The sequence below is a fragment of the Qipengyuania sp. genome (genome assembly GCF_965277845.1).
Lineage (GTDB): Bacteria > Pseudomonadota > Alphaproteobacteria > Sphingomonadales > Sphingomonadaceae > Qipengyuania.
Window position 1 is genome coordinate 3,016,901 of record NZ_OZ255844.1, and the last position, 25,311, is coordinate 3,042,211.

General features: G+C 64.9%; 20 protein-coding genes and 1 riboswitch. Of the genes, 16 read left to right on the plus strand and 4 right to left on the minus strand.

The features are described from left to right. The first annotated feature begins 111 nt into the window (after positions 1 to 111). The 5 genes from ACQY4G_RS14745 (at position 112) to ACQY4G_RS14765 (ending at position 6,219) form a co-directional block, all read left to right on the plus strand. A complete protein-coding gene (locus ACQY4G_RS14745) occupies positions 112 to 1,290 on the plus strand; it encodes a diguanylate cyclase domain-containing protein (RefSeq protein WP_421991993.1) in 1,179 nt (392 codons plus the stop codon). A 174-nt stretch (positions 1,291 to 1,464) separates the two neighbouring features. Beyond that, a complete protein-coding gene (locus ACQY4G_RS14750; RefSeq protein WP_421991995.1) occupies positions 1,465 to 2,388 on the plus strand; it encodes a lysozyme in 924 nt (307 codons plus the stop codon). Positions 2,389 to 2,565: 177 nt separating this feature from the next. Beyond that, positions 2,566 to 3,111 (plus strand): RNA 2',3'-cyclic phosphodiesterase, encoded by a 546-nt coding sequence (thpR, locus tag ACQY4G_RS14755; protein WP_421991997.1) that lies wholly within the window; start codon positions 2,566 to 2,568, stop codon positions 3,109 to 3,111. Next, positions 3,108 to 3,749: a hypothetical protein gene (locus tag ACQY4G_RS14760; protein ID WP_421991999.1), complete on the plus strand. Its 642-nt coding sequence runs from the start codon at positions 3,108 to 3,110 to the stop codon at positions 3,747 to 3,749. The genes thpR and ACQY4G_RS14760 overlap by 4 nt, the downstream gene beginning before the upstream one ends. A 238-nt stretch (positions 3,750 to 3,987) precedes the next feature. Then, the gene (locus ACQY4G_RS14765) at positions 3,988 to 6,219 is read left to right on the plus strand and encodes a M3 family metallopeptidase (RefSeq protein WP_421992001.1); all 2,232 of its coding nucleotides are present in this window, start codon (positions 3,988 to 3,990) and stop codon (positions 6,217 to 6,219) included. Here ACQY4G_RS14765 and ACQY4G_RS14770 read toward each other — a convergent pair whose 3' ends face one another. From ACQY4G_RS14770 to ACQY4G_RS14785, 4 genes are read right to left on the minus strand one after another with little or no spacing between them, the layout of a single operon-like run. Continuing rightward, the gene (locus ACQY4G_RS14770) at positions 6,220 to 6,948 is read right to left on the minus strand and encodes an ABC transporter ATP-binding protein (RefSeq protein WP_421992003.1); all 729 of its coding nucleotides are present in this window, start codon (positions 6,946 to 6,948) and stop codon (positions 6,220 to 6,222) included. After that, positions 6,945 to 7,898: a FecCD family ABC transporter permease gene (locus ACQY4G_RS14775; protein ID WP_421992005.1), complete on the minus strand. Its 954-nt coding sequence runs from the start codon at positions 7,896 to 7,898 to the stop codon at positions 6,945 to 6,947. The genes ACQY4G_RS14770 and ACQY4G_RS14775 overlap by 4 nt, the downstream gene beginning before the upstream one ends. Beyond that, on the minus strand, positions 7,895 to 8,710 hold the full coding sequence (locus ACQY4G_RS14780; RefSeq protein WP_421992007.1) for an ABC transporter substrate-binding protein: 816 nt from the start codon (positions 8,708 to 8,710) through the stop codon (positions 7,895 to 7,897). The genes ACQY4G_RS14775 and ACQY4G_RS14780 overlap by 4 nt, the downstream gene beginning before the upstream one ends. Positions 8,711 to 8,718: 8 nt before the next feature. Further along, complete coding sequence (locus ACQY4G_RS14785) at positions 8,719 to 10,596, minus strand: TonB-dependent receptor plug domain-containing protein (RefSeq protein ID WP_421992009.1); 1,878 nt, start codon at positions 10,594 to 10,596, stop codon at positions 8,719 to 8,721. 90 nt (positions 10,597 to 10,686) lie between these two features. Beyond that, positions 10,687 to 10,906, minus strand: a riboswitch (cobalamin riboswitch). A gap of 157 nt (positions 10,907 to 11,063) precedes the next feature. Between ACQY4G_RS14785 and ACQY4G_RS14790 the strand changes: the two genes are divergently transcribed. From ACQY4G_RS14790 to ACQY4G_RS14840, 11 genes are all read left to right on the plus strand, one after another. Further along, on the plus strand, positions 11,064 to 12,146 hold the full coding sequence (locus tag ACQY4G_RS14790; protein WP_421992011.1) for a cell wall hydrolase: 1,083 nt from the start codon (positions 11,064 to 11,066) through the stop codon (positions 12,144 to 12,146). Between the two features lie 77 nt (positions 12,147 to 12,223). After that, the gene (locus ACQY4G_RS14795) at positions 12,224 to 12,604 is read left to right on the plus strand and encodes a hypothetical protein (RefSeq protein WP_421992013.1); all 381 of its coding nucleotides are present in this window, start codon (positions 12,224 to 12,226) and stop codon (positions 12,602 to 12,604) included. Positions 12,605 to 12,687: 83 nt separating this feature from the next. Beyond that, the gene (locus tag ACQY4G_RS14800) at positions 12,688 to 14,661 is read left to right on the plus strand and encodes a putative bifunctional diguanylate cyclase/phosphodiesterase (RefSeq protein ID WP_421992015.1); all 1,974 of its coding nucleotides are present in this window, start codon (positions 12,688 to 12,690) and stop codon (positions 14,659 to 14,661) included. Between the two features lie 275 nt (positions 14,662 to 14,936). Further along, the gene (gene mdh, locus ACQY4G_RS14805) at positions 14,937 to 15,899 is read left to right on the plus strand and encodes a malate dehydrogenase (protein ID WP_291172672.1); all 963 of its coding nucleotides are present in this window, start codon (positions 14,937 to 14,939) and stop codon (positions 15,897 to 15,899) included. A gap of 276 nt (positions 15,900 to 16,175) precedes the next feature. Next, positions 16,176 to 17,066, plus strand: a complete 891-nt coding sequence (sucD, locus tag ACQY4G_RS14810; protein ID WP_421992017.1) for a succinate--CoA ligase subunit alpha — start codon at positions 16,176 to 16,178, stop codon at positions 17,064 to 17,066. A 97-nt stretch (positions 17,067 to 17,163) separates the two neighbouring features. Then, positions 17,164 to 19,995, plus strand: coding sequence for a 2-oxoglutarate dehydrogenase E1 component (locus tag ACQY4G_RS14815; RefSeq protein ID WP_421993526.1), 2,832 nt, complete (start codon positions 17,164 to 17,166; stop codon positions 19,993 to 19,995). Positions 19,996 to 20,023: 28 nt separating this feature from the next. Next, positions 20,024 to 21,256 (plus strand): 2-oxoglutarate dehydrogenase complex dihydrolipoyllysine-residue succinyltransferase, encoded by a 1,233-nt coding sequence (odhB, locus tag ACQY4G_RS14820; protein ID WP_421992019.1) that lies wholly within the window; start codon positions 20,024 to 20,026, stop codon positions 21,254 to 21,256. A 22-nt stretch (positions 21,257 to 21,278) separates the two neighbouring features. Beyond that, positions 21,279 to 21,608: a hypothetical protein gene (locus ACQY4G_RS14825; protein ID WP_421992021.1), complete on the plus strand. Its 330-nt coding sequence runs from the start codon at positions 21,279 to 21,281 to the stop codon at positions 21,606 to 21,608. Next, the gene (lpdA, locus tag ACQY4G_RS14830; RefSeq protein ID WP_421992023.1) at positions 21,601 to 23,019 is read left to right on the plus strand and encodes a dihydrolipoyl dehydrogenase; all 1,419 of its coding nucleotides are present in this window, start codon (positions 21,601 to 21,603) and stop codon (positions 23,017 to 23,019) included. The genes ACQY4G_RS14825 and lpdA overlap by 8 nt, the downstream gene beginning before the upstream one ends. Before the next feature lie 46 nt (positions 23,020 to 23,065). Continuing rightward, positions 23,066 to 23,887: a hypothetical protein gene (locus ACQY4G_RS14835; RefSeq protein WP_421992025.1), complete on the plus strand. Its 822-nt coding sequence runs from the start codon at positions 23,066 to 23,068 to the stop codon at positions 23,885 to 23,887. A gap of 58 nt (positions 23,888 to 23,945) precedes the next feature. Continuing rightward, positions 23,946 to 25,310, plus strand: a complete 1,365-nt coding sequence (locus ACQY4G_RS14840) for a serine hydrolase (RefSeq protein WP_421992027.1) — start codon at positions 23,946 to 23,948, stop codon at positions 25,308 to 25,310. Position 25,311: the final 1 nt, after the last annotated feature.

Here is a 25,311-nt window from a genome sequence, read left to right on the forward strand (position 1 = left end):
CAGCGCCGTCCTATCCCCGCCACCGGAAAACGGAGCGCGGGAGCGGATTCTTTAACGAATTGGCACTATGCTCCTTTTTCCAACGATGAGAGGGGGTTGACGCCGGGACCGGTGCGAATCGACGACAACTTTGACGGCAATATCGCTGGCGTCCTCGCACGCGCCCCGGTCGATTCCTACGAAATCGAGCGCGAGGCGGTTATCGCCATGCTCGAACGCGAGCGTCGCTCGCTTGTCTCGAGCCTGATTGGGCTTGGCCTGCTGGCAGTCGGCGTGGCGATGCTGCCCAACCCCGCATTTATGGCGCTGTTGCTGGTCCTGCGCCTCGCTTCGTTCCTGTTTACGCGTCGCGCGGTCGCGCAACTCGAAAGGCGCATGCGCACGCGCAAGCCGGTGAAGGCGGCGCGCGCCGTCCTGTTCGGGGCCATGTCGCTGACCGGCGTCACGCTGGCGCTGATGTTGTGGCCGCAGCCGCCCGGGGCCTCCATGGTGGCGATCGGGCTGATCCAGGTCGTCGTCATCGTCGCCGTGACGCTGATATCCGTCACGCTTGCGGCGCTCCCCGCATCTCGCGACGCCATGCTGGCAAGCTTCTGGCTGACGGCCAGCGGGCTGATCCTGTTCCATCCCGCTTCGGGCGATCCCGGCATGATCGCGGTCCTGACCCTGGCCGTCCTCGGTGTGCGAATCTACAGTTCCTCGACCGGCCACCACATTCACAGCTCGGCAAAAATGCTGGTCGAGAACCGGCAGCTTTCCGAAGATCTCGCCGACGCGCTTGCCCATGCCGAATTCCTAAGCTGGCGCGACCCGCTGACCGGCCTGTTCAATCGCCGCATGCTGTTCGAGGACACGCGCCGCGACCGCAGCCCGCTTTCGCGCCACCTGCTGACGATCGACCTCGATCGGTTCAAGACGATCAACGACACGTTCGGGCATGGCGTCGGAGATCACGTGATCATCGCGACGGCGGATACGATCCGCGAATGGTGCACGACGCTCGGCGACAAGGGAGAACACCAGGCATTCCGCCTCGGCGGAGAGGAGTTTCTGGTGATCGCGCGCGGGCTGGACGATGCCGTCGTCAGCGAAGCGGCGGAACGTCTGCGGGTCGCGATTACCGAGCTCGAAGGGCAATTCACCGATCATTCGGGGATCGCCATTTCGGCATCCATCGGCCTCACTGGCTGGCGGTTCGGCGAAAGTCTGGACGATGCGTTGCTGCGCGCGGATATTGCCTGTTACGAGGCCAAGAACACCGGGCGAAACAGGGTGCGTCGCGCCGCCTGAGCACGGGGATTCGCCGTCCGGACGTTCCGCGACAGCGACGAATTGGGGACCGATGCCCTCCCCCGAACCGTTTCATATACAAGTCCGACACCTTGCCAGCGCGCATGGAACCGCATGTGCGGGTCGCAATCCAGGTGTCCCGAACCAATTACGCAATGAAAGGTGCCTCTCCACATGGACAAGGACACCGCGAACAACGCGAACCAAACAGGCGGAGCCGATCGGGTGCCCGCACACAATGACCGCTCGGGGGCAAAGCTCAAGGCGCTCCTCGACGACCTCAACCGTCCCCTCGACGAAGTGGACTGGTCACATACCTCGCTGCGCGGCGAGAAGGGCGACAATCCGAAGAGCTTCCTCAAGCGCCTGCGTCGCGAGCGCCAGCATAGGCGGGAGCTGCGTCGGGCGCGAAAAGCCGCGGCAAAGGCATTCGATGTCCGGCCACAACTGTCTACGCGCAAGCGCGCCACGCTGATGCTAGGTGCCGGCGCGCTGGGTCTGACCGCCTTCACCGGCCCGCCCAAGGCCCGCAAGCCCGTGCAGCCGCTGAATACGGCGCAAATGGTAATCGACGATGCCCATAGCGTGCGGCAACCCGCCGTCCTGCTCAAGGCCAGCGACACCTTCAAACAGGCGCTGATCGAAGAAGAGGGCGTGCGCTATACGGTTTACCGCGATGTCGCGGGCTATCCGACCGTGGGCGTGGGCCACCTGGTCGAGCCGGAGGACAATCTGCGTGTCGGCGACCGGGTGAGCGAGGGCCAGGTCCTCGCCTTCCTTGAAGCCGACCTGGCCGAAGCCGAACAGGGCGTACGCCATCTGGTCGGTGACCTTCCATTATACCAGCACGAATTCGATGCGCTGCTGGACCTCGTCTACAATGTCGGTTTCGGCAATGTCTCTCCCGACCGGAGCCCGCGGCTCAATGCCGCTATCGATGCCGGCGATTACGAGGCGATCGCCGACGAACTCGACTATACGCATGCCGGCGGGAAATTTGCCAAGGGACTGCAATATCGCAGCGAACGGCGCGCCAAAATCTTCATGGATGCATCATACGAAAATCCGCGCGAGGCTGCGGCACAAAGCTCGGCCTGAACGGTGCGTTTGCAACCCGGTCGGCATATCGCCCATGATGCGCGGCAAAGGGGCCGGCATCAGCTTGCAACAGGCGGTCCAAGCGCTCTACGGAGCGAAGGCGCCCGTTGCCGGCGCTTCCGGCGTCTCGCCGCCTGAATCTCCTGCCATGCGCCGATCGAGCGGCGTCCGGAAGCTATGTCCCACCGCCTTTTCATCGGCATCCGCCCACCCGCCGCCATCCGCGACGCGCTGATCGATCTGATGGAGGGTGTCGACGGCGCACGCTGGCAGGACGAGGACCAGCTGCACCTGACACTGCGTTTCGTCGGGGAAGTCGACAGCCACCAGGCGGACGAGCTGGCCGGGCGCCTGCACGCGGCGAACTGCCCGTCGCCGGAGCTGACAGTCCGTGGTGTCGGAACCTTCGCCAAGAAGGGCCGGGTACACACTTTGTGGGCGGGGATCGAGAACAGTCCCGAACTCCAGCGCCTGCAACGGCGCGTCGAGCGGATATGCGTGAATGCGGGGCTCGAGCCCGAACGCCGCAAATACCACCCCCATATCACGCTTGCGCGGCTCAATCGGTCGGCCGGGCCGCTTGATCGCTTTCTCCTGCGCCATCAAGGGCTACGCCTTGGCCCCTGGCAGGTGGAAGACTATATTCTCTACGAAGCATTCCTGCGGCCCGAGGGCTCGTTCTACGAGCCGGTGGTCCGCTATCCACTCGAACCATGGCCATGAAGACCGCAACCCTTCCCTTGCTGGCGCTGTTCTCGCTCTCGCTTGCGGGCTGCGCGCCCGATCAGGCGCCCGATGGCAAGCCGGACTGGCAGATGCTGGCCGATACGGCGGCGCAGCCGGAGGACTGCCTGCTGCTGGTCTGGTCGAGCCAGGAAGAACGCCGCACGCAGTTCGACCGCGAGCACGATTTCGTCGATGGCGGCGCGATCTCCTGTTCCACCGGCACCAGCGCCAGCCAGTTCGACGCCGCGATCGCCGCCCTGCGCGACGCGGCGGCGAGCGGGAACAAGGCGCGCATTCTCGAGGAAATCGGCATTCCGCTGCTCTATATCGATGCGCAGGGGAACCGCCGCGAGATCGAGGATCGCGACGAGGTCGAAGCGGTGTTCGACGAAATCTTCGATCCCGCCATGCTCGACCTGCTGCAGCGGCTCGACCTGTCCGGCATGAGCGTCGCCAAAGATCAGGGCGGCTATTTCGGCCTCGGCGCAATCTGGCTGGTGGTGGACGAGGACGGAGGGCGCCCGCGGCTGATGACCGTCAATCGCCAGGCGCTCGACGAAGCGCTGGCCGCGGCACGCGACCAGGCCGAGCGGCACGACGGCGATGTCGTGCCCCTCGACGAAAAGCCTCGCTAAAGAGCCAGCGACACGATCGATCGCGGCGGTGATGCGCGATGGCGAGTTCGTGATCCGGCGATAGGACGAGTGCTTCGGAACACAATGCGTTTCTCCCGCATTCGACCAATGTAGGAAACGCGCCGACCGGCGACTTTGCAGCGCTTGCGCGCGCACGCGAAGCGGTCCAAGCGCGCATCCATTGTCGCATTCCTGCGCCCGGCGACCGTCCGGCGCATCAATCCTTGAGGGGAACATCATGAAGGCCCGCATTCTGGCCACCACTGCCGTAGCAGCTTTGTCCATTGTCACCGCAACGGGAAGCCCCGCCATGGCGCAAGACACCCACACCAGCGAATCGAACGAATGGGCGGCCGCCTATTTCGCCAACGACAGCACGCTGCCGTTCAAGGCACCGGACTTCGGCAAGATTTCGGAAGACGCCTATCTCCCGGCGTTCGAGACCGGCATGGCGATCCACAAGGGCGAAATCCGGGCGATCATCGACAATCCTGCCGCACCGACATTCGAGAACACCATCGTCGCGCTGGAAAAATCGGGCCGCATGCTCACCCGCGTGGCGCGCGTGTTCTTCGCGCTGACCGGTTCGAACACGACCGACCGGCTCGACGACATCAACACCGAAATCAGCCCCAAGCTGACCGCGCATGGCGATTCGATCACGCTCAATCCCGAACTCTTCGCCCGCGTGAAGGCGGTCTACGACAACCGCGCCTCGATGACGATGACGCGCGAAGACGCCAAGCTGCTCGAGGATACCTATGAAGGCATGGTCCATGCCGGCGCACTGCTGAGCGATGCCGAGCGCGAGCGGGTCAAGGCGATCAATTCCGAACTGTCGACGCTGACCACCGAATTCAGCCAGCTCGCGCGTTCGGCGATGAACGACAATCCGGTGTTCTTCGACAGCCGCGAAGATCTCGCCGGCCTGTCGGACAGCGACATCCAGTCCGCTGCCGACCTCGCCGCCGAAAACGGCCAGCCGGGCAAATTCGCCATCGCGCTGCAGAACACCACGCAGCAGCCCCTGCTCCCGACCATGGAAAACCGCGCCGCGCGCGAGAAGCTGTTCATGGCGAGCTATCACCGCGCCGACGGACAGATGGATGTCGACACGCGCATGCTGATCGCCAAGATCGCCACGCTGCGCGCCGAAAAGGCCGCGCTGTTCGGCGAGCCCGACTGGGCGAGCTATGCGATGTGGGACCGGATGGCCGAAAAGCCCGCCACCGCGCTCGGCTTCATGGAGCAGATGGTCCCCGCGCTCGCCGCCACGCAGCGCGCCGAGGCGGCCATGCTCAACGCAGCGATCGCCGCCGATGGCGGCGATTACGAAGTGAAGCCGTGGGACTGGTATCGCTACGCCAACAAGATCAAGGCCGAACGCTACGATCTCGATGAAGACGCGGTGATGGAATATTTCGTGCTCGACAAGGTGCTCGAGGACGGCGTGTTCTACATGGCCGAAGAGCTTTACGGCCTGACGTTCGAGCGGCGTAACGACCTGCCGGTCTATCACCCCGACGTGTGGACCTACACCGTGTTCGACCGCGACGGCAGCGAACTCGGCCTGTTCTATTTCGACCCGTTCCAGCGCGCCTCCAAGCGCGGCGGTGCGTGGATGAGCAATTTCGTCGCGCAGAGCCACATGTGGGGCAACAAGCCGGCGATCTACAACGTGCTCAATATCCCCAAGGCGCCCGAAGGCGAGGTTCAGCTGGTCAGCTTCGACTGGGTCAACACCACCTTCCACGAATTCGGCCACGCGCTGCACGGCTTCTTCGCCAACCAGCGTTACGAAAGCCTCTCGGGCACCGCGACCGCGCGCGACTTCGTCGAATACCCCAGCCAGGTCCACGAAATGTGGGCGACCTGGCCCAGCGTGCTGTCGAACTACGCCAAGCATTACGAGACCGGCGAGACCATCCCCGACGAGATGATCGCCAAGATCGAGGAAGCGGCCAAGTTCAACCAGGGCTATGACTTCGGCGAGGTGGTCGAAGCCGCGTTGCTCGACATGAAGTGGAGCGCGCTGTCGCCCGAAGAGGCCGCCGCGATCGACACGCCGGAGAAGGTCGATGCCTTCGAACGCCGCTCGCTCGAAGAACTCGGCCTCGAGATCGACCTGGTGCCGCCGCGCTATCGCAGCACCTATTTCAACCACATCTTCAGCTCGCCCTCGGGCTATTCGGCCGGCTATTACAGCTACCTGTGGACCGAGATGCTCGATCGCGACAGCCGCAAGTGGTTCATCGAAAACGGCGGGTTGACGCGCGAGAACGGCGACCATTACCGCGCCACCGTGCTCAGCCAGGGCGGCACGATGGATTACTTCAAGATGTTCGAGAATTTCGCCGGTCGCGAGCCCGACGTCACCCCGATGCTGGCCGCACGCGGCCTCATCGCGGGCGACGAGGCTCCCGACAGCGAAGTGTCCGACGGCGCGCTGCCCGCCAACGCGGCCGAGTAATCAGCCGCTCACCAGTGCCCGGTGGCCCGGTTCGCCGATCCACCGGACAGGCACTTTCCAGACGCGCTCGATCACCTGCCGGTCGAGCGCGTCTTCGCATGCGCCGTCGGCGGCGATGCAGCCCTCATCGAGCACGATCGCGCGATCGGCATGATTCATGGCATGCGCGAGATCGTGCAGAACGAGCACCACGCCCGCACCGCTATCCGCCGCGCGCCGCAAATGGCGCAGCAGCGCGAGCTGGTGGCCGATATCGAGCGCGGCGAGCGGTTCGTCGGCAAGGATCCAGCGCGGCTCGCCCGCCAGCACCCGCGCAAGCAGGACGCGCGCGGTCTCTCCCCCTGAGAGTGATTGCGCCCGGCGCCCGGCCAAATGCTCGATATCGAGCGCCTGCAGCGCCGCATCGACCGGTTCGGCACGCCGGTCGCCATGCGGCATACGGCCCAGCTCGACGAGGCTGCGCACCGGGACATCCCACGCGATTTCATGCGCTTGCGGGAGATAGCCGATACGCTTTGCCCGGTCTCGCGGCTGCACCGCATCGAGCGCAGCCCCGTCCATGGCAACCTCCCCGCTATCGGGATGGAGCAAGCCTGCGAGCGCCTCAAGCAGGCTCGACTTACCCGCCCCGTTGGGGCCGCAGATCGCCGTGATGCTGCCCGGTTCCAGCGTGAGCGAAACGCCCGAAAGGCGTTCGGCGATCGACAGCTCTTGCGCGGTCAGCTTCATACCAGCCCCCGGCGCATGCGCATCAGCAACAGCAGGAAGAACGGCGCGCCGAGCAGGCTCAAGGCGATGCCCAGCCGCAGTTCGGTGACCAGCGGCAGCACGCGCACCACGCTGTCGGCGACGAGGACCAGCAAGGCCCCGGCAAGCGCGCTGGGCACGATCAGTTGCGAAGGGCGCCGGTCGGTCAGCGGGCGCACGAGGTGCGGCACGATCAATCCGACGAAGCCGATGATCCCGGCGACCGCCACGCTCGCGCCGACGGTCAGCCCGACCCCGGCGATCAGCAACCACAGCAGCAGGCGGGTGTCCACGCCGAGCGAGCGCGCCACCGGCTCGCCCAGCGTGAGCGCGTCGAGCGATGTCCCGCTGCGCCACAGCAGGACGACGCCGAGGCCGACCAGCGGGCCCGCGAGCCAGACTTCGCGCCAGCTGCGGTCGGTCAGCGCGCCGTTGAGCCACAGGACGATCTCGCTCATCGCAAAGGCATTGGGGGCCATGCTGATCGCGAGTGCGGTAAGCGCCCCGGCAAGGCTCGCCACCATCAGTCCGGCAAGCGTGAACAGCGCGATCCCGCCGGTCCGCCCCGCGATCGCGGCCAGCAGCGCCATAGCCCCGCCCGCGCCGACCAGCGCGAACAGCGGCAACAACCAGGGCGATATCGTATAACCGAACCACAGCGCCGCAACTGCGCCCAGCGCCGCTCCGGGAGCGATCCCGAACAGGCCCGGATCGGCGAGCGGGTTGCGCAGATAGCCCTGCATCGCCGCCCCCGCCGCTCCCAGCCCCGCGCCGACCACGATCGCCAACATGGCGCGCGGCAGGCGCAGCTCGGCGAGGATGATCGCCGCGTTTGGGGTCGTTGCCGGGTCGAGCCAGACGCGCCCCGCGAGCAGCGAGACCGGCAGGACCAGAAGCAGCAGCGTTGCCAAGATGAGCGTCGCGCGGTTCACGATGCCGCCTCACGGATTTCGGCAAGCCGCTCGACCGCGCGGATGATCGTCGGCCCGCCGCAATAGAGCAGGCCGGTGTCGAAATGCTCGCGGCGCATGTCGGGCAAAGCGTCCAACACCGGATGGCGCTGGCCCATCTGGCTTCCGGCGACGAGGAGAACCCGCGGCGGCGCGGCGACCACGTCTTCCAGCGCGACATAATCGGCCTGCGAAAGCCCGCGGGAGGGAGCGACGTTCTCGAATCCGGTCCGCGCGAGAAGATCGCTCACCAGCGCCTGTTCGCCCGCCACGATCCCGCCCGGTTGCCATAGGAGCACCTCGACCGGTTCGTCGCCGGCAGGCCGCGCCTCGGCAAGCGCTTGCTGGATCGTGTCGATCAGGCGCTCACCTGCGGCGACATTACCGGCAAGCGATGCGAGATCGCGGACCTGCTGCAGGCTTGCCGCGACATCCCCCGCAATGCCGAAGGTGACCACCTCGATCCCCAGATCGGCGAAGGCCGCACGCGTGGCGGGCGCCAGAAAGCTGCCCGCCACGACCACATCGGGATCGAGCGCGAGCACTTCCTCCACCGTGCCTCCGGTCGCCGGGAAACGCGCGGCGGTGGCCATGTCCATCGAGCTGGAGCGCGGATCCTTGCTGTAATGCGAGATCGCCAGCAGCTGTCCAGGCGCCGTGACCTCGGCGAGCACCGCGTCGCTGCAGGGATTGAGACTGACGATGGTCGGCCGCTCGCCCCCGCCCCCTTCGCCGCCGACCCGCGCCGGTCCCTCGCCCGCGCAGCCGGCGAGCAGCAGGAGCAACGCGGACATCAGGGGTTTCACATCCGTCCCCTCACGCCGAGGAAGGCGCCGCGACCGGGCGAATTATAGCCCGCGACGCTCTGGTAATCGCTGTCGAACACATTCTCGACGCGACCGTAGATCTCGACCGCTTCGGAAAGCGGCATGGCGGCGCGCAGGTCGAACACTTCGTAGCCGTCGAGGCGGGTCGTATTGGTCGGATTGTCAAAGCTCGCCCCGACCAGCCGCAGATCGGCACCGAGCTTGAGGCCGAACGGAGCCTCGTAATCGGCGAACAGCGTGGCGAGATGCTTCGCCCGGCGTGCGAGTTGCAGGCCGGTGGTGCGGTCTTCCGCATCGACATAGCTGTAGACGCCCGACAGGCGCAGACCCTCTGCAATGGCAAAGCCAGCTTCGGCCTCGATCCCCTGCGCGCGCGCGCGGGCCGTGTTGTCGTAGGTCCCGAACGGGCGGTTGGTGCAGATGCCGCCCGCCACACCGAAACAGGATACGAAGCCGATCAGATCCTCGCTGTCGCGGCGAAAGGCGGTCAGCGCGAGATGCGTGCCGCGCCCCCGCTCGCCCTTCTCAACGCCGAGGTCGAAGCTGGTGCTTTCCTCGGGCTGCAGCGCCGTATTGCCGAAATTGGACAGCAGCTGGAACAGCGTCGGCGCCTTGAACCCTTCGCCCAGGCTCGCGCGCACGCGCCAGTCGCTGCCGAAGCCGTAGGAGATGTCGGCGCCGTAGCTTGCATTGCTGCCGAACAGCGAATGGTCGTCGACGCGCGATCCGACATGCGCGGCGAAGCGGCCCATGACGAAACCGAGCTGGACATAGGCGCCGAAGATGTCTGCCTCGCCGTCGGGGCTGAAGCTGGCCGAATAGTCGGTCCATTCCTTGTCCGCCCCGAAGGCGACGGTGACCGGGCCGATCGCGCGGTATTCGCCGCGCAAGGATACGCGTTCGGAATGGCCGTCGGAAGCGAAGGTGGTGGAGCCGGTGGCATCGAGATTGTCGCGCGCAGTGTCCGACAGGCTGTAGGAACCGCGCAGGGTCAGATCGTTGCCGTACCAGGCGAAACCGACATCGCCCCAGTGGCGCCGCGTTTCCTGTGTGTCGAGCGTATCGGCAAAAGCGAAAGTGGGCGCGGGGAAGCCGTCGAGGTCGAGATCGCCCTCGCTCCAGTTGGCATGGGCGAAGAGTTCGAGATTGCTGGTCACGTCGACGAAGAGCTGGCCGCCCAGCGCGAGCTGCTCGAACCCGTCGCGCTCGGTGCCCGATGCAGCGGTGGAGAAGCCGTCGGTCCGGTACCAGGAACCGGTGAGCCCCGCATAATACCCCTCGCCGCTCACGCCGCCCGCCACGCTGGTGAACAGCGTGTCGCGCGACCCGTATTCGACATTGCCGGCAAAGCCGGTTTCGCCTCGGGTGGAGATGTCGATCACCCCGCCGATCGCGTCCGAGCCCCAGATCGTGCTGTTCGAGCCGCGCAGTATGTCGAATTTCGACGCGGTGCCGAGCAGCAGGTTGCCGAAATCGAACCCGCCGCCGGGCGCTGCCGGATCGGCCACGCGCACACCGTCGACCAGCACCAGGAGCTGTTCCGAATTGGCGCCGCGCAGGTTCACCCCGGTGAAGCCGCCGACCCCGCCATTGCGGCTGAGCGACAGACCGGGCGTGCGGCGCAGCACGCGCGCGGGATCGGCACCCTGGATGCTGTCGATCTCCTCGCGATCGACGATCGTCACCGCCTGGCCCGTATTGACGATCGCGGTGCCCAGCCCGTTGGCGGTCACGGTGATCGTCGGCTCGCGATAATCGGCAATGACGATTTCGGTGTCGTCGTTAGCAGTATTCTGCGCCTGGACGGCGGACGGAAACAGGGAAACGGATAGAAAAAGCAGATATTTACGCACAAAACCTCCCATCGTGGACGAAATGCCGCCCATGACGGGAAGGTGCGGGATTGCGCCTTCCGCGTTTGCCATCGGTACACCCCGCCCGCGGCCGAACGACGGTCAAAGGCAGGTCTCCTGGCTCCCGGATCGACGCTGTCCCGCCGCCTTCCCGGACCGCTTCGGCCCAGTGGCATGTGGCGGGATCGCTCCCCGGTCACAGTTGCGGGGGCAGCGGAGGATTTCCCTGTCCGCCTCGCGGCGGCCTCGGGGCACCTCCTTCCCTCTTAGGGCCTGCATGAACAGGCCAACCCGTGACACGAGCGCCCGATTAGCCCGCGATGCCGCAATGCACAAGATGGGTCTTCGTTAAACATTGCAGTGCTATGGGCGGGCCTGCCAGAGTCCCGAAAAGGGATGGTGGCCCCATGCGCCTGTCGGCCAGGCGCCGAATTCGCTAGAATGCAGCGCCGATGGAAGGAAGCTTAGTGACCAGAAGGACGGCGGGATCCGGGCAGGCGAGACGCGCACGCGGCGCGCCGTCGGCACGGTCGCGCCGCCGCAAATCCCGCCCGACCGATCGGCGGCAATGGGCGGCGCGCGGCGCGATTCTCGCGGCGGCGATCGCGCTTCCGACCGCTGCTGCGCAAGGCGAATGGTCCGAATTCAAGCTGGCCCTGGGCTTCGAAGACGAACGCGTTGCCCTTACCGCCATGCCCTTCGAGACGCCGGGCGAAAGCTTTCCCGGCTCGGCCTTCTATTATCTCGAAGATGCCCCGCGGCTCGCCACCGATCTGGCCGATCTACGCGAAAGCGAAGGCACGCTGGAAACGGTAGAATTCGCCGAGAGCCATGGCGCGGGCGCGGCAGCGCAGGCGTTTCGCCAGGCGGGCAGCGGGCTCGACAAGGCGCGCGCGCTGCAATGCCTGTCGATGGCGGTCTATTACGAAGCTGCGAGCGAGAGTTACGCCGGCCAGCAGGCAGTCGCGCAGGTCGTGCTCAACCGCGTGGCGCATCCCGCCTATCCGGCAAGCATCTGCGGGGTCGTGTTCCAGGGATCGGAGCGGACCACCGGCTGTCAGTTCAGCTTTACTTGCGACGGGTCAATGCGGCGCACCCCGTCGCGTAGGGCCTGGGCCGTGGCGCAATCGGTCGCGCTCGCCGCGCTGGCGGGCGAGGTCTACGCACCCATTGGCCTCGCAACACATTACCACACCAATTACGTGAACCCCTATTGGGCTGCGAGCCTCGATTTCATCGGCGCGATCGGCGCGCATCGCTTCTACCGCTGGAAGGGAGGCGCGGGAACGGCTGGGGCGTTCACCGACACCTATGCCGGCGGCGAGCCGCTCGCCGCGCCCAATATCCGCCGTGCCCAGGCCGAAGTTCCGGGGCCGGTACGTGTCGCCGCGCCGCCTTCGAATGCGGCAATCGCGGTCGGATCCAGCACCCAGGCACCGGTCGGCGCGAGCGCTTCCGCACCGGACACGGACAACCTGCCGCAATCGGGCAGTGTCCGGGAAGAATATGCCAATTCCGGCAGGTGGATCGCCGAGCCGGGCAAGCGGTGATCCTCGCGTTCAAGGGGCGAGTTCTTTACTTTCTCACAACCATGTCGCGGAAGAGATGCTTAGTCCGGACCCGCTAGGTGAAGATCGTCGCACACGAGCTTCACGAGGTCAGAAGCATGCCCCTCCATTTCGCCGCCGCCCGTTCAACCGCGCATTCGCCGATCGCCCGCGCGCTGGCGCGGAAGGCCCATGCCCGCGCGGCCAACGACAATGGCGATGCCGCGCAGATGCAGGCCGCGGCCTCGAGTTTCGACAACACGATGCGCGCGGCACTGCGACATTTCGCGGAACATGGCCTCGGTGCGGCTCGGGCGGCGCGGCAACAGGCAGAACAGGCGCATTTCACCGGTGATCGCGAAGGATATCGCTGGTGGCTCGGCGTGTGCCGCACGCTCGACCGGCGGCTTGCAGGCCAGCTCGAGGACAGGATCGCCATCGAGACGTTCCTGGCCCGCTAAGGCAGGGGACTACGGCCAACCTGCTATTCTTTCGGAGCGCCCCGTTAACCAATCGATGATCGATCCGATCTATCTTTGCGCGTATGGACGGACGGAATAAGTCCCTGCGATGGAAACAATTTTTCGCGTGCGAGGCCGCGGCGGACCCGCTCAGCGAGAAAGCGCATACCGCGCTCGTCGGTTCACTATATCGTCGCCGGGCAGCATTGGGGATCGGTGCGGTAACCTGTGCTCTCGCGAGCGCTGCGGTCGCCTTCATTTCGGACATCGTGCTGCTCTATGCGCTGACATCGCTGCTCAGCGTCATCGCCGTATTTCGCATCCTCAATGCAAGCCGCGCGGCGGAAGGGCCCGAGGATGTCAGCCCGGTCAAGCTGGAATTGACCTATAGGCTCGGCGCATTTGCTTTCAGTCTCGTCCTCGGTCTCATCGCCGCCTCCGCCGTGGCGCTCGAGATCGATCCCATGGCGCAGGTCCTGATCATCTCGAATGCGATCGGCTATGGTATCGGCATCTGCGCCCACAATGCGGCGCGCCCCACGATCGCTTTCGGCCAGCTCACACTGGTGTGTTCGCCGATCGTGATCGCCGCTCTTTTCGAAGGGTCGGTCGCCGCCGCCTTCCTCGCGCTGACGATCGCCCTCCTGTTCCCCGCGATGTACTCGATCGTTTCTTCGATCTTCCGCGCCTTGCGCGATTCGCTGCACGCCGCCGATCGCAGCGCCGCCCTGGCTGCCGAAATGGAAGTCATCGCAATGACCGATCCTGTTACCGGTCTTGCCAACCGGCCCGGATTGAACCGTCGCCTGCCCGAAGTGCTGGAGCAGGCCGAAGGGCTTTACCAGATCGCGCTCTTCTGGCTCGATCTGGACCGGTTCAAGGAAGTCAACGATCTCAAGGGCCACCAGATCGGCGATGCCGTTCTGACCACGATCGGCCAGCGGCTGTCGAAGCTCGTCGAGGGGCGCGGCACCGTAGCCCGCTTTGCCGGCGACGAATTCGTGATTGCCGCCGCCGTGGAAAGCCGCCCCGGCGCCTCGCTCCTCGCCAGCCAGATCCTCGGCGAGGTGCGGCGTGCGATGCGGGTCGAGGGGGAAAGGATCGAAATGGATGCCTCGGTCGGCATCGCGCTGACGCCCGACGACGGCACGACAGCCGACGAACTGATGCGCCATGCCGATCTTGCGCTGTTCGAGGCCAAGGCGGTCGGTCGTTCCCAGGTTCGTTTCTTCGACCGGGCGATGACCGCCGACCTCAACCAGCGCCGCGAAATCGAAGCCGAACTGCGCCTCGCGCTCACACGTGAAGAGCTGACCGTCCATTACCAGCCGATCGTCGATCTCGCGACGGGCCGCATTCGCTGTTTCGAAGCGCTGGCGCGCTGGACCCACCCGAAGCTCGGCGAGATTCGGCCCGACGTGTTCATTCCGATTGCCGAGGATTGCGGTGCCATCGTCTCGCTGGGCAACTGGCTCACCGGCGAAGCGGCGCGAGCCGCGGCAAGCTGGCCGAGCGACGTGCGCGTGGCGGTCAATCTTTCGCCGCTCCAGATCCGGGCGCCCGGTTCGGCGCTGGGCATCCTCAGGGCGATCCGCGAAGCGGGCCTGCCGCCCGAACGTCTCGAACTCGAGGTGACCGAAAACCTCTTTCTCGAAGACAGTCCGCACATCGCACTGTTCATCGAGGAATTGTCTCGGGCAGGCGTGCGTTTCGCGCTCGACGATTTCGGCGCGGGCTATTCCTCGCTCGGCTATATCAGCCAGTGGCCGTTCTCGAAGATCAAGGTCGATCGCAGCTTCGTCTCGGGCGCGCGCGCCGGGCGCAAGAGCGACGCGATCATCTATGCAGTCGCGCAGATGGGCCGGACGCTGGGGATCGAGATCGTGGCCGAAGGAATTGAAACACGCAAGCAGGTCCGCCTGGTTCGTGCGGCGGGATGTACGCTCGGCCAGGGCTATCATTTCGGTCGCGCGGTCCCGAGCGAGATAGCAGCGCAGTTGCTGGCCGACGAGCGGACCGCTGGCGCTTCCAGGCAGGCCCGTCTGCGTGCCGGTTGACGCAGCGCCTACTGCACCCGGAACCGAATGCCGCACCATGCGTCGATGCGGTGCAAACGTCGAGTTTTCACCTATTTATTGCAATTGCGAACTATTTGCAAAGATAGTTCTTTCCCAGGGTCGATTGCCGGTTGCATTCGTCTGCGCGGCAGCCTAGGCCGCACGCGCAATCGACCGGGTGCCGTGCTTCCTTTGCGGGACACATGTAGCGCGGCCCAGCGACGGTCCGGGTATCATCACTGTCCCGCACGGCAGGAACAAGGACGCTACCCTCCATGGCACGCAAGAAGATCGCCCTCATCGGCTCCGGAATGATCGGAGGCACCCTCGCCCACCTCGCGGCGAAGAAGGAAATGGGCGACATCGTCCTGTTCGACATCGCCGAAGGCATGCCGCAGGGCAAGGCGCTCGATCTGTCGCAGTGCGGCCCGATCGAAGGCTTCGACGCCAAGATCACCGGTTCGAACGACTATGCCGACATCGCCGGCGCCGACGTGGTGATCGTCACCGCCGGCGTGCCGCGCAAGCCCGGCATGAGCCGCGACGATTTGCTCGGCATCAACCTCAAGGTGATGAAAGCGGTTGGCGAAGGTATCAAGAACAACTGCCCTGACGCATTCGTGATCTGCATCACCAACCCGCTCGACGCGATGGTCTGGGCGCTGCGCGAATTCAGCGGCCTGCCGCACAACAAGGTCGTCGGCATGGCCGGCGTGCTTGACAGCGCGCGTTTCGCCACCTTCCTCGCCTGGGAATTCGACGTGTCGGTCAAGGACGTGAACGCCTTCGTGCTGGGCGGCCACGGAGACACGATGGTCCCGGTTCTGTCCTATTCCACCATTAATGGCATTCCCGTGAAGGACATGGCCAAGATCAAGGGCGTCTCCGAAGATCGCCTCGACGAAATCGTCAAGCGCACCCGCGGCGGCGGCGGCGAGATCGTCGGCCTGCTCGGCAACGGCTCGGCCTATTACGCGCCGGCTACCAGCGCGATCGCCATGGCCGAGGCGTATCTGGGCGACCAGAAGCGCATCCTGCCCTGCGCCAGCTACGTCGAAGGCAAGTATGGCCTCGACGGCCTCTACGTGGGCGTCCCGACCGTGCTCGGCGCGGACGGCACCGAGGATGTCATCGAGATCGAGCTGTCGGACGAAGAGAAGAGCAACCTCAAGGTCTCGACCGACGCGGTCGAGGAACTGCTGGAAGCCTGCAAGGGTCTGGATAGCTCGCTGGCGTAATGGCGAAGTCTGGCTACCCCAAGCGAATAGGACCGTCTCCGCACAAGGATGTGGTTCTGATCTATGGGGTGGGCGCCATTATCTCGTTTGCGGTTGCCTATGTCATTCTTTGGCTCGCACCGTTTTTGCTTTTTGCTCTGATTGTTCCACCACTATTCGGAATTCTCGAACGTAAGCGATGGCGGGGCCGAACTTTAGAATTTCTGGCATCCTACCTGATAGTCGTCGCAATACCCACTTTCGCCGCATCACTCCTAATTTAGTCGAAGGAAGATCATGTCCATCCTCGTAGACAAGAACACCAAGGTCATCACCCAGGGGATGACCGGTGACACCGGCACCTTCCACACGCAGCAGGCGCTTGCCTATGGCACGCAGATGGTTGCGGGCGTTACCCCCGGCAAGGGCGGCACCACGCATATCGACCTGCCGGTTTTCAACACCGTGTCCGAAGCCAAGGCCGAAACCGGCGCGACCGCATCGTGCATTTACGTTCCGCCGCCCTTCGCGGCAGATTCGATCCTCGAGGCGATCGATGCCGAGATGGAACTGATCGTCGCGATCACCGAAGGCATCCCCGTGCTCGACATGGTCCGCGTGAAGCGCGCTTTGGAAGGCTCGAAGTCGCGCCTGATCGGCCCGAACTGCCCCGGCGTACTGACCCCCGGCGAATGCAAGATCGGCATCATGCCCGGCAGCATCTTCAAGAAGGGCAGCGTCGGCGTCGTCTCGCGCTCGGGCACTCTGACCTATGAAGCCGTCCACCAGACCACGCAGGTCGGCCTCGGCCAGACCACCGCGGTCGGCATTGGTGGCGATCCCGTGAACGGCACCAATTTCATCGATGTACTCGACCTCTTCCTCGACGATGAGGATACCAAGTCGATCATCATGATCGGCGAGATCGGCGGCTCCGCGGAAGAGGAAGCGGCCGAATTCATCAAGCAGGAAGCCGCCAAGGGCCGTTCGAAGCCGACCGTCGGCTTCATCGCCGGCCGCACGGCGCCTCCGGGCCGCCGCATGGGCCATGCCGGTGCGATCGTCTCGGGCGGCCAGGGCGGCGCCGACGACAAGATCGCCGCGATGGAGGCTGCGGGCATCCGCGTGTCGCCCTCGCCCAGCGAACTCGGCACCACGCTTGATGCGATGCTGAAGGAGATGGCGTGATAGCTGGCGCGGACCCCCTCCTCCCCGGGACCGTCCGCGCCGCTGAGGCATTGCCATAAGGAGCCGACAGCAGGTCGGCGCGCGAAAGGTGACCCGGATGGGTAACGAAAGCCACGATTTCCTGCCCGAAATGGGCGACCAGGACGGCCCGCAGCAGGGCCCGAGCTGGGGCAACCCCAACTGGCTGGCCGAAGTGGTCGACAGCGGCGCAGACCTGACCGCTGCGCTCGACCCGACGCAGATGCGCCTGGCCATCGCGCAGGCGGCGGAAAAGGCGGGCAAGGCGCTCGATCCCAAAGCGATCGAGCAGGCGGCGGACGATTCGATCCGCGCCATGCTGCTGGTGCGTCTCTACCGCGTGCGCGGCCATCTCGCCGCCAATCTCGACCCGCTCGGCCTCTCGAACCGCGACGTACCCGAAGACCTGACGCTCGAATGGCATGGCTTTGCCGGGCAGGAAGACAAGGAAGTCTACGTCGGCGGCGTGTTCGGTTTCGAATGGGTCACCGTGCGTGAACTCTACCGCGTGCTGCGCGAGACCTATTGCGGCAATGTCGGGCTCGAATACATGCATATCTCGGACACGGAGGAGCGCCGCTTCCTCCAGGACAAGTTCGAGACGCCCGAGGACACGATCCAGTTCACTCCGGAAGGCAAGCGCGCGATCCTCGCCTCGGTGATCCGCGGCGAGCAGTATGAAGCCTTCCTCGGCAAGAAATACGTCGGCACCAAGCGGTTCGGTCTCGATGGCGGCGAATCGATGATCCCCGCGCTCGAGGCGGTGATCAAATATGGCGGCCAGCTCGGCGTGCGCGAGATCATCTACGGCATGGCCCACCGCGGCCGGCTAAACGTGCTCGCCAACGTGATGGGCAAGCCCTACAAGGTCATCTTCCACGAATTCTCGGGCGGCAGCGCCAATCCCGACGATGTCGGCGGTTCGGGCGATGTGAAATACCACCTCGGCACCAGCACCGACCGTGAATTCGACGGCATCAACGTGCATATGTCGCTCGTTCCCAATCCCAGCCATCTCGAGGCGGTGAACCCCGTCGTGCTCGGCAAATCCAGGGCGCAGCAGGCGATCCGCGACGATCTGAAGCAGCACGAGCAGGTCCTGCCCGTCCTCCTCCACGGCGATGCGGCCTTTGCCGGCCAGGGCATCGTGTGGGAATGCCTCGGCTTCTCGGGCGTGCGCGGCTACAACACCGGCGGCTGCCTGCACTTCGTCATTAACAATCAGATCGGCTTCACGACGAGCCCGCAGTTCGCGCGTTCGTCGCCCTATCCCAGCGATGTGGCCAAGGGCGTCCAGGCGCCGATCCTCCATGTCAATGGCGACGATCCCGAAGCGGTGACCTTCGCCTGCAAGCTGGCGATCGAATATCGCCAGACCTTCGGCCGCGACATCGTGATCGACATGTGGTGCTATCGCCGCTTCGGTCACAATGAGGGCGACGAGCCCAAGTTCACCCAGCCGCTGATGTATGACGAAATCCGCCAGCACCCCAAGGTGAGCAAGATCTACACGGCGCGCCTCGAGGAAGAGGGGGTGATCGAGAAAGGCTATGCCGACGATCTGACCGCCGAGTTCACCGAACTGCTCGAGCAGGAATTCGCCGCTGCCAAGGATTACAAGCCCGACCAGGCCGACTGGTTCGGGGGCCGCTGGTCGGGCATGAACAAGCCCGCCGACCCCGAAACCGCGCGCCGCAATGTCGAAACCGCGATCGAGAAGAAGCTGTTCGACAGCCTCGGTCGCACGCTCACATCCGTGCCGGACGACCTCACCATCCACAAGACCCTGGGCCGCGTGCTCAAGGCCAAGGAAGACATGTTCGCTAAGGGCGAAGGTTTCGACTGGGCGACCGCGGAGGCGCTGGCGTTCGGAAGCCTCGTCACCGAAGGCTTCGGCGTGCGCCTGTCCGGCCAGGATTCGGGACGCGGCACGTTCAGCCAGCGCCATGCCGTCTGGGTCGACCAGAAGGACGAGCGCAAATACATCCCGCTTACCACGCTGCCGCATGGCAAGTTCGAGGTCTACGACAGCCCCTTGAGCGAATACGGCGTGCTCGGCTTCGAATACGGCTTCGCCATGGCCGATCCGAAGAGCCTGGTGATGTGGGAAGCGCAGTTCGGCGATTTCGCCAATGGCGCGCAGATCATGATCGACCAGTTCATCGCCGCGGGCGAGGTCAAGTGGCTGCGCGCCAACGGCCTCGTGCTGCTGCTGCCGCATGGCTATGAAGGCCAGGGTCCCGAGCACAGCTCGGCCCGCCTCGAACGCTTCCTGCAGCTGTGCGCGAACGACAATATCCAGGTGCTCAACATCACCACGCCGGCGAACTACTTCCACGTCCTTCGCCGCCAGATGCTGCGCAGTTTCCGCAAGCCGATGGTCATCATGACTCCCAAGTCGCTGCTGCGCCATCCGCTGGCCAAATCGAGCGCCGAAGAGTTCATGGGCGATCACCACTTCATGCGGATCAAGTCCGACATGACCGAGATTGCCGACGAGAAGGTGAAGCGCCTCGTGCTGTGCAGCGGCAAGGTCGCCTACGATCTGATGCAGCGCCGCGACGAAGCTGGCTTGGAAGACGTCTCGATCGTGCGGATCGAGCAGATCTACCCCTTCCCGGGCGAACCGCTGGCGGTGCGCCTCGAACGCATGAGCAATCTCGAAACCGTGGTCTGGTGCCAGGAAGAGCCGAAGAACAATGGCGCCTGGTTCTTCGTCGACCGCCTGATCGAGGAATCGCTGACCGCCGCGGGCAAGGATGGCATGCGCCCCTGCTATGCCGGGCGCGAGGTCGCGGCCTCTCCCGCCACGGGCTATGCCAGCCGCCACCAGGTGCAGCAGGAAGCTCTCGTCAACATCGCGCTGGGACTGAACGGGTCCGACCCCAAAGTCCGCAGCGACTGCAACTGATCCAAGAAGGCCGAAGGAACCACAACACATGGCCACCGAAGTCAAAGTCCCAACATTGGGCGAGTCGGTCACCGAAGCGACCGTCGGCGAATTGCTCAAGAACGTCGGCGATGCCGTCGCGGTCGACGAGCCGCTAATCAGCCTGGAGACCGACAAGGTAGCGGTCGAGGCGCCCTCGCCCGTCGCCGGTGTGATCAAGGAGATCAAGGTCGAGGTCGGCGACACGGTCGAGGTCGATGCGGTGATCGCGATTGTCGAGGAAGGCGCCGCACCCGCCGCCAAGGGCGACGAAGCCGGCCGCGCCAAGGAAGAGCGCGAAGAGGGCAAGGACGAGCGCGCTGCCGCGCCGGCACCCGCAGCCTCCTCGGACGCCGCGCAGACGCTCTCGCCCGCGGTACGCCGCGCCGTGCTCGAACACGGCGTAGATCCGTCGACCATCAAGGGTACCGGCAAGGACGGACGCCTGACGAAGGAAGACGTAATCGCCGCGGCGCAGGCCAAGAAGTCGGGCGGCTCGGCTCCGGCCGCAAGCTCGGCAGCCCCCGCCGCAACCGCCGGCGAGCGTCGCGAGGAACGCGTCAAGATGACGCGCATGCGCCAGACCATCGCCAAGCGGCTGAAGGGCGCGCAGGAAAACGCCGCGCTGCTCACCACTTTCAACGACGTCGACATGTCGGCCGTCATGGAAGCGCGCGCGAAGTACAAGGATTTGTTCGCCAAGAAGCACGACATCCGTCTCGGCTTCATGGGCTTCTTCGCCAAGGCCGCCTGCCTTGCGCTGAAGGACGTGCCGGCGGTCAACGCCTATATCGAGGGCGACGAGATCGTCTACCATGACTACGTCGATATCTCGGTTGCGGTGTCGGCACCCAACGGACTCGTGGTCCCGGTCATCCGCGATGCGCAGGACAAGGGCTTCGCCCGCATCGAAAAGGACATCGCCGACTTCGGCAAGCGCGCCAAGGAAGGCACGCTGACGATGGAAGACATGAAGGGCGGCACCTTCACGATCTCCAATGGCGGTGTGTTCGGATCGCTGATGTCGACCCCGATCATCAACCCGCCGCAGAGCGCCGTGCTCGGCCTGCACCGGATCGAGGACCGCCCGGTCGTGGTCGATGGCGAGATCGTCATCCGCCCGATGATGTATATCGCGCTCAGCTACGACCACCGCCTGATCGACGGCCGCGAAGCGGTGACCGCCCTCAAGATCATCAAGGAAGCGATCGAGGATCCGACCCGGATGCTGATCGACCTCTAGGAACCCGCCGGGGAGCTTTTCCATGCCGTTTCGACCGCAATTCCTTGCTCTGCCGCTTGCCGCCGTCTCTCTCGGCGCATGCGATGTCGCCACCGAAATGGCCGGCGATGCGATCAAGGGCGAGATCCGCACGCAGTTCGTGCAGCAATGCGAACAGATCGCCAGCGACAATGGATTTGCGGGCGATCTGGTGGCGCCTGCCTGCGAATGCAGCGCCGACAAATTCTCCGCCGATGCGGCGGATGGCGAGCTCGAAATCAATCGGGATCGCATCGAAGAAGTTCTGAAAACATGTGTGCAGGCGCAGCCGGGCGAACCGGCAGGCGAGCCTGCGGAGGCAATCAATGGCTGATCAGAATTACGACTACGACGTCCTCGTCATCGGCGCCGGCCCGGGTGGCTATGTCGCCGCGATCCGCGCGGCGCAGCTGGGGCTGAAGACCGCATGCGCGGAAAGCCGCGAAACGCTGGGCGGGACCTGCCTCAACGTAGGCTGCATCCCTTCCAAGGCGATGTTGCATGCGTCCGAATATTTCGACGCCGCATCGAGCGGCAAGATGGCCGACATGGGCATCGAGGTCGCGCCCAAGCTCAATCTCGACACAATGCACGCCCAGCGCCGCGATGCGGTGAAGGGGCTGACAGGTGGAATCGAGCTCTTGTTCAAGAAGAACAAGATCGACTGGAAGAAGGGTCTCGCGACCTTCCAGGACGCCCACACGGTCAAGGTCGGCGACGAGACGGTCACCGCCAAGGACGTGATCATCGCTACCGGTTCCTCGGTCACTCCGCTGCCAGGCGTCGAGGTCGATAACGATAAGCACATCGTCGTCGATTCCACCGGCGCGCTCGAACTGCCCAAGGTGCCGAAAAAAATGGTCGTCATCGGCGGCGGTGTGATCGGGCTGGAACTCGGCTCGGTCTGGAACCGGCTCGGCGCGGAAGTGGTCGTGGTCGAATTCCTCGACAAGCTGCTGCCCGGCATGGACGACGATGTGCGCAAGGAAGCGGCCAAGATCTTCAAGAAGCAGGGCATGGAATTGCGCCTGTCGACCAAGGTCACCGGCTGCACGGTCAAGGGCAAGAAAGCCACTCTGACACTCGAACCCAGCGCCGGCGGCGACGAGGAAACGCTCGAAGCCGATTGCGTGCTGGTCTCGATCGGCCGCCGCCCGAACACCGAGGGCCTCGGCCTGGAAAACATCGGGCTCGAGGTCAACCAGCGCGGCCAGATCGAGATCGATCACGATTTCCGCACCTCGGTCGACGGCGTCTGGGCCATCGGCGATTGCGTCCCCGGTCCGATGCTCGCGCACAAGGCCGAGGATGAAGGCATTGCCTGCGCCGAAAATGTCGCGGGCCAGACCGGCATCGTCAATCACGATATCATTCCGGGCGTGGTCTACACCTGGCCCGAATTCGCAGGCGTCGGCCTGACCACGGAAGAAGCCATCGAGAAGATGGGCGGCGACAAGGCCAAGGTAAAGGTAGGCAAGTTCCCGATGCTGGCCAACAGCCGGGCGAAAACCAACCACGAGCCCTTCGGATTCGTGAAGGTTATCGCCGAGGCCGAAACCGACCGCGTGCTGGGCGTCTGGGCCATCGCCAGCGTCGCCGGTACGATGATCGCGCAGGCCGCCCAGGCGATGGAATTCGGCGCCACCAGCGAGGACATCGCCTATACCTGCCACGCCCATCCGACGCATTCCGAAGCGATCAAGGAAGCGGCCATGGCGGTCCAGGGCAAGCCGATCCACATCTGACGTGACGATGACGGCGGGCCTCTACGAAACCGACGGGGCCGGCTGAATGCGCGGGCGCAGCCCTGCCCTGTTCGCGCTGGCAATCCCCGTCCTCGCCGGGATCGCATATCTCTGGATGATGGCGGCGCCGCTGGCCTATTCGGCGATCAATGCGGCGGCGCTGGGCCTGGCGGCGGCTCTCGTTCTCACGGTCCCGGCACTACAGACTGCCAAGGCGCGCCGCATCCTTGCGGTCGTTCTCATCGCACTGCTCTTCGTGCCGCTCCTCTTCGGGCCGCACGTCAACGGGATCGCGCGCTGGCTGCCGCTTGGCCCTTTCGCCCTGCATGCGGGCGCGCTGTGTCTCCCCTCCATCGTCGTACTCGCCGCGCGGGACGAGGACTTCGCGCCGCCGATCCTGCTCGCCGCGCTGTTGGCTTCCTCGCTCCAGCCCGATGCGGCAACCGGCCTCGCGGTAATGCTGGCGGCCGTCGGGCTCTACAATGCGCGCGGCGACTGGCGGCTGGTCCCGGTGGCGGGGATCGCGTTCTTCGCGAGCCTGGTTGCAGGATTGCGGGGCGAATTGCCTGCCCAGCCCTTCGTCGAGCGCGTGCTGGTAAGCCTCGCCTTCTATCAACCCCTCGCGGCGATGGGGCTCGCCCTGGCGCTACTGGCATCCTTCTTTCTGATGGCGCATGGCATCCGCGCGGAAAAGGCGGTTCGGCACTCTCTGGCGGGTTGCCTGTTCGGCTTTTCGCTCGCGGCGGTGGTGTCGAATTATCCGACCATCCTCATCGGTTACGGAGCCGCACCGATCCTCGGCTTCGGCCTTGCCATCGGACTGGCGGTTGCCGGGCCTCGACGAACGACGGGCGATGACGGGACCTGACAATTGATCGGCCTCCTCTTTAGTGTATTAGATCACTAAATCACTTGGGAGGTATCGCATGTTTGCAACTCGTCGGGTCGTACTGGCCCTTTCGCCGCTGGCCATGCTGGTCGCCGGCTCATCCGCCCTTGCCCAGAATGCCGAGCGGATGGAGCAGGTTGTTTCGGCTTCGGCCGACGAACGTAAGTTCATGGGTGCGGCCCTGGTGGCCATCGGTGACGAGATCCTGCTCGACGAAGGCTTCGGCTCCGCCGACCTCGAATGGAATATCGCCAACACGCCCGACACCAAATTCCGTATCGGCTCGGTCACCAAGCAGTTCACCGCGGCTTCGATCCTGTTGCTGCAGGAGCGTGGCCAGCTCGATATCGACCAGCCGGTCGGTACCTATCTGTCGGACACGCCTGCAAGCTGGGACGCCGTCACCTTGCGACATCTGCTCCACCACACTTCCGGCATACCGAACCTGACCGATTTCGACGATTTCGGAACGTGGAAATACCTCCCGACGACGCGCGAAAAGCTGATCGCCCGCTTCGCCGAGAGGCCTCTCGAATTCACGCCGGGCGAGAAATGGAGCTATTCGAATTCGGGCTATCTCCTGCTGTCGGCGGTCGTCGAGGATGCGTCCGGCAAGCCCTATGCCGAATTCGTCGAAGAAAACATCTTCCGCCCGCTCGGCATGACCGACACGGCGATCGATGTGACCAGTGCAATCGTGCCTCGCCGGGCGGAAGGCTACTCCCCTTCCCCGTCCGGGGTCGTCAACGCCGACTATGTCGATATGGGCATCCCGCAGGGTGCCGGCGCGCTCTATTCGACCACGCACGACCTGCTGAAATGGCAGCGAGGCCTGTTCGGCGGCAAGGTCGTGAATACCCGGAGCCTGGCCGAGATGACCCGTCCGGCAGTCGAGGCCGTGCGTCAGTCGTCTTACGGCATGGGTTTGCTCGTTACCGAAAATGAGGAAGGCACGCTGATATGGCACGGCGGCGGGATCGAAGGGTTCAATGCCTGGCTCGGGCATGATCCGGCACGCGACATCACCGTGGTGGTGCTGGCCAACCTCAATGGCGGCGAAGCCAACACGCTCGGCCAGTCGCTGACGAAGCTCGCCCGCGGCGGCGAAGTGACGCTGGCTGGCGAACGCGCGACGGTCGATCTGACTGCCCAGCAGCTTGCAGAATATGCCGGCTCCTATGCGGTAACGGACCATTTCAAGATCGCCTTCCGCGTCGAGGACGGTGCGCTGGTGACGCAGGCCACCGGGCAGGATGCCTACCCCGTCTTTGCCGAAGGTCCGGATCGGTTCTTCCTCAAGGTCGTCGATGCGCAGCTGGCCTTCAATCGCAATGACGAGAATGAAGTCGTTTCGGTCACCCTGTCTCAAGGCGGCAGCGAAACGCTCGCAACCCGCGAGTGAG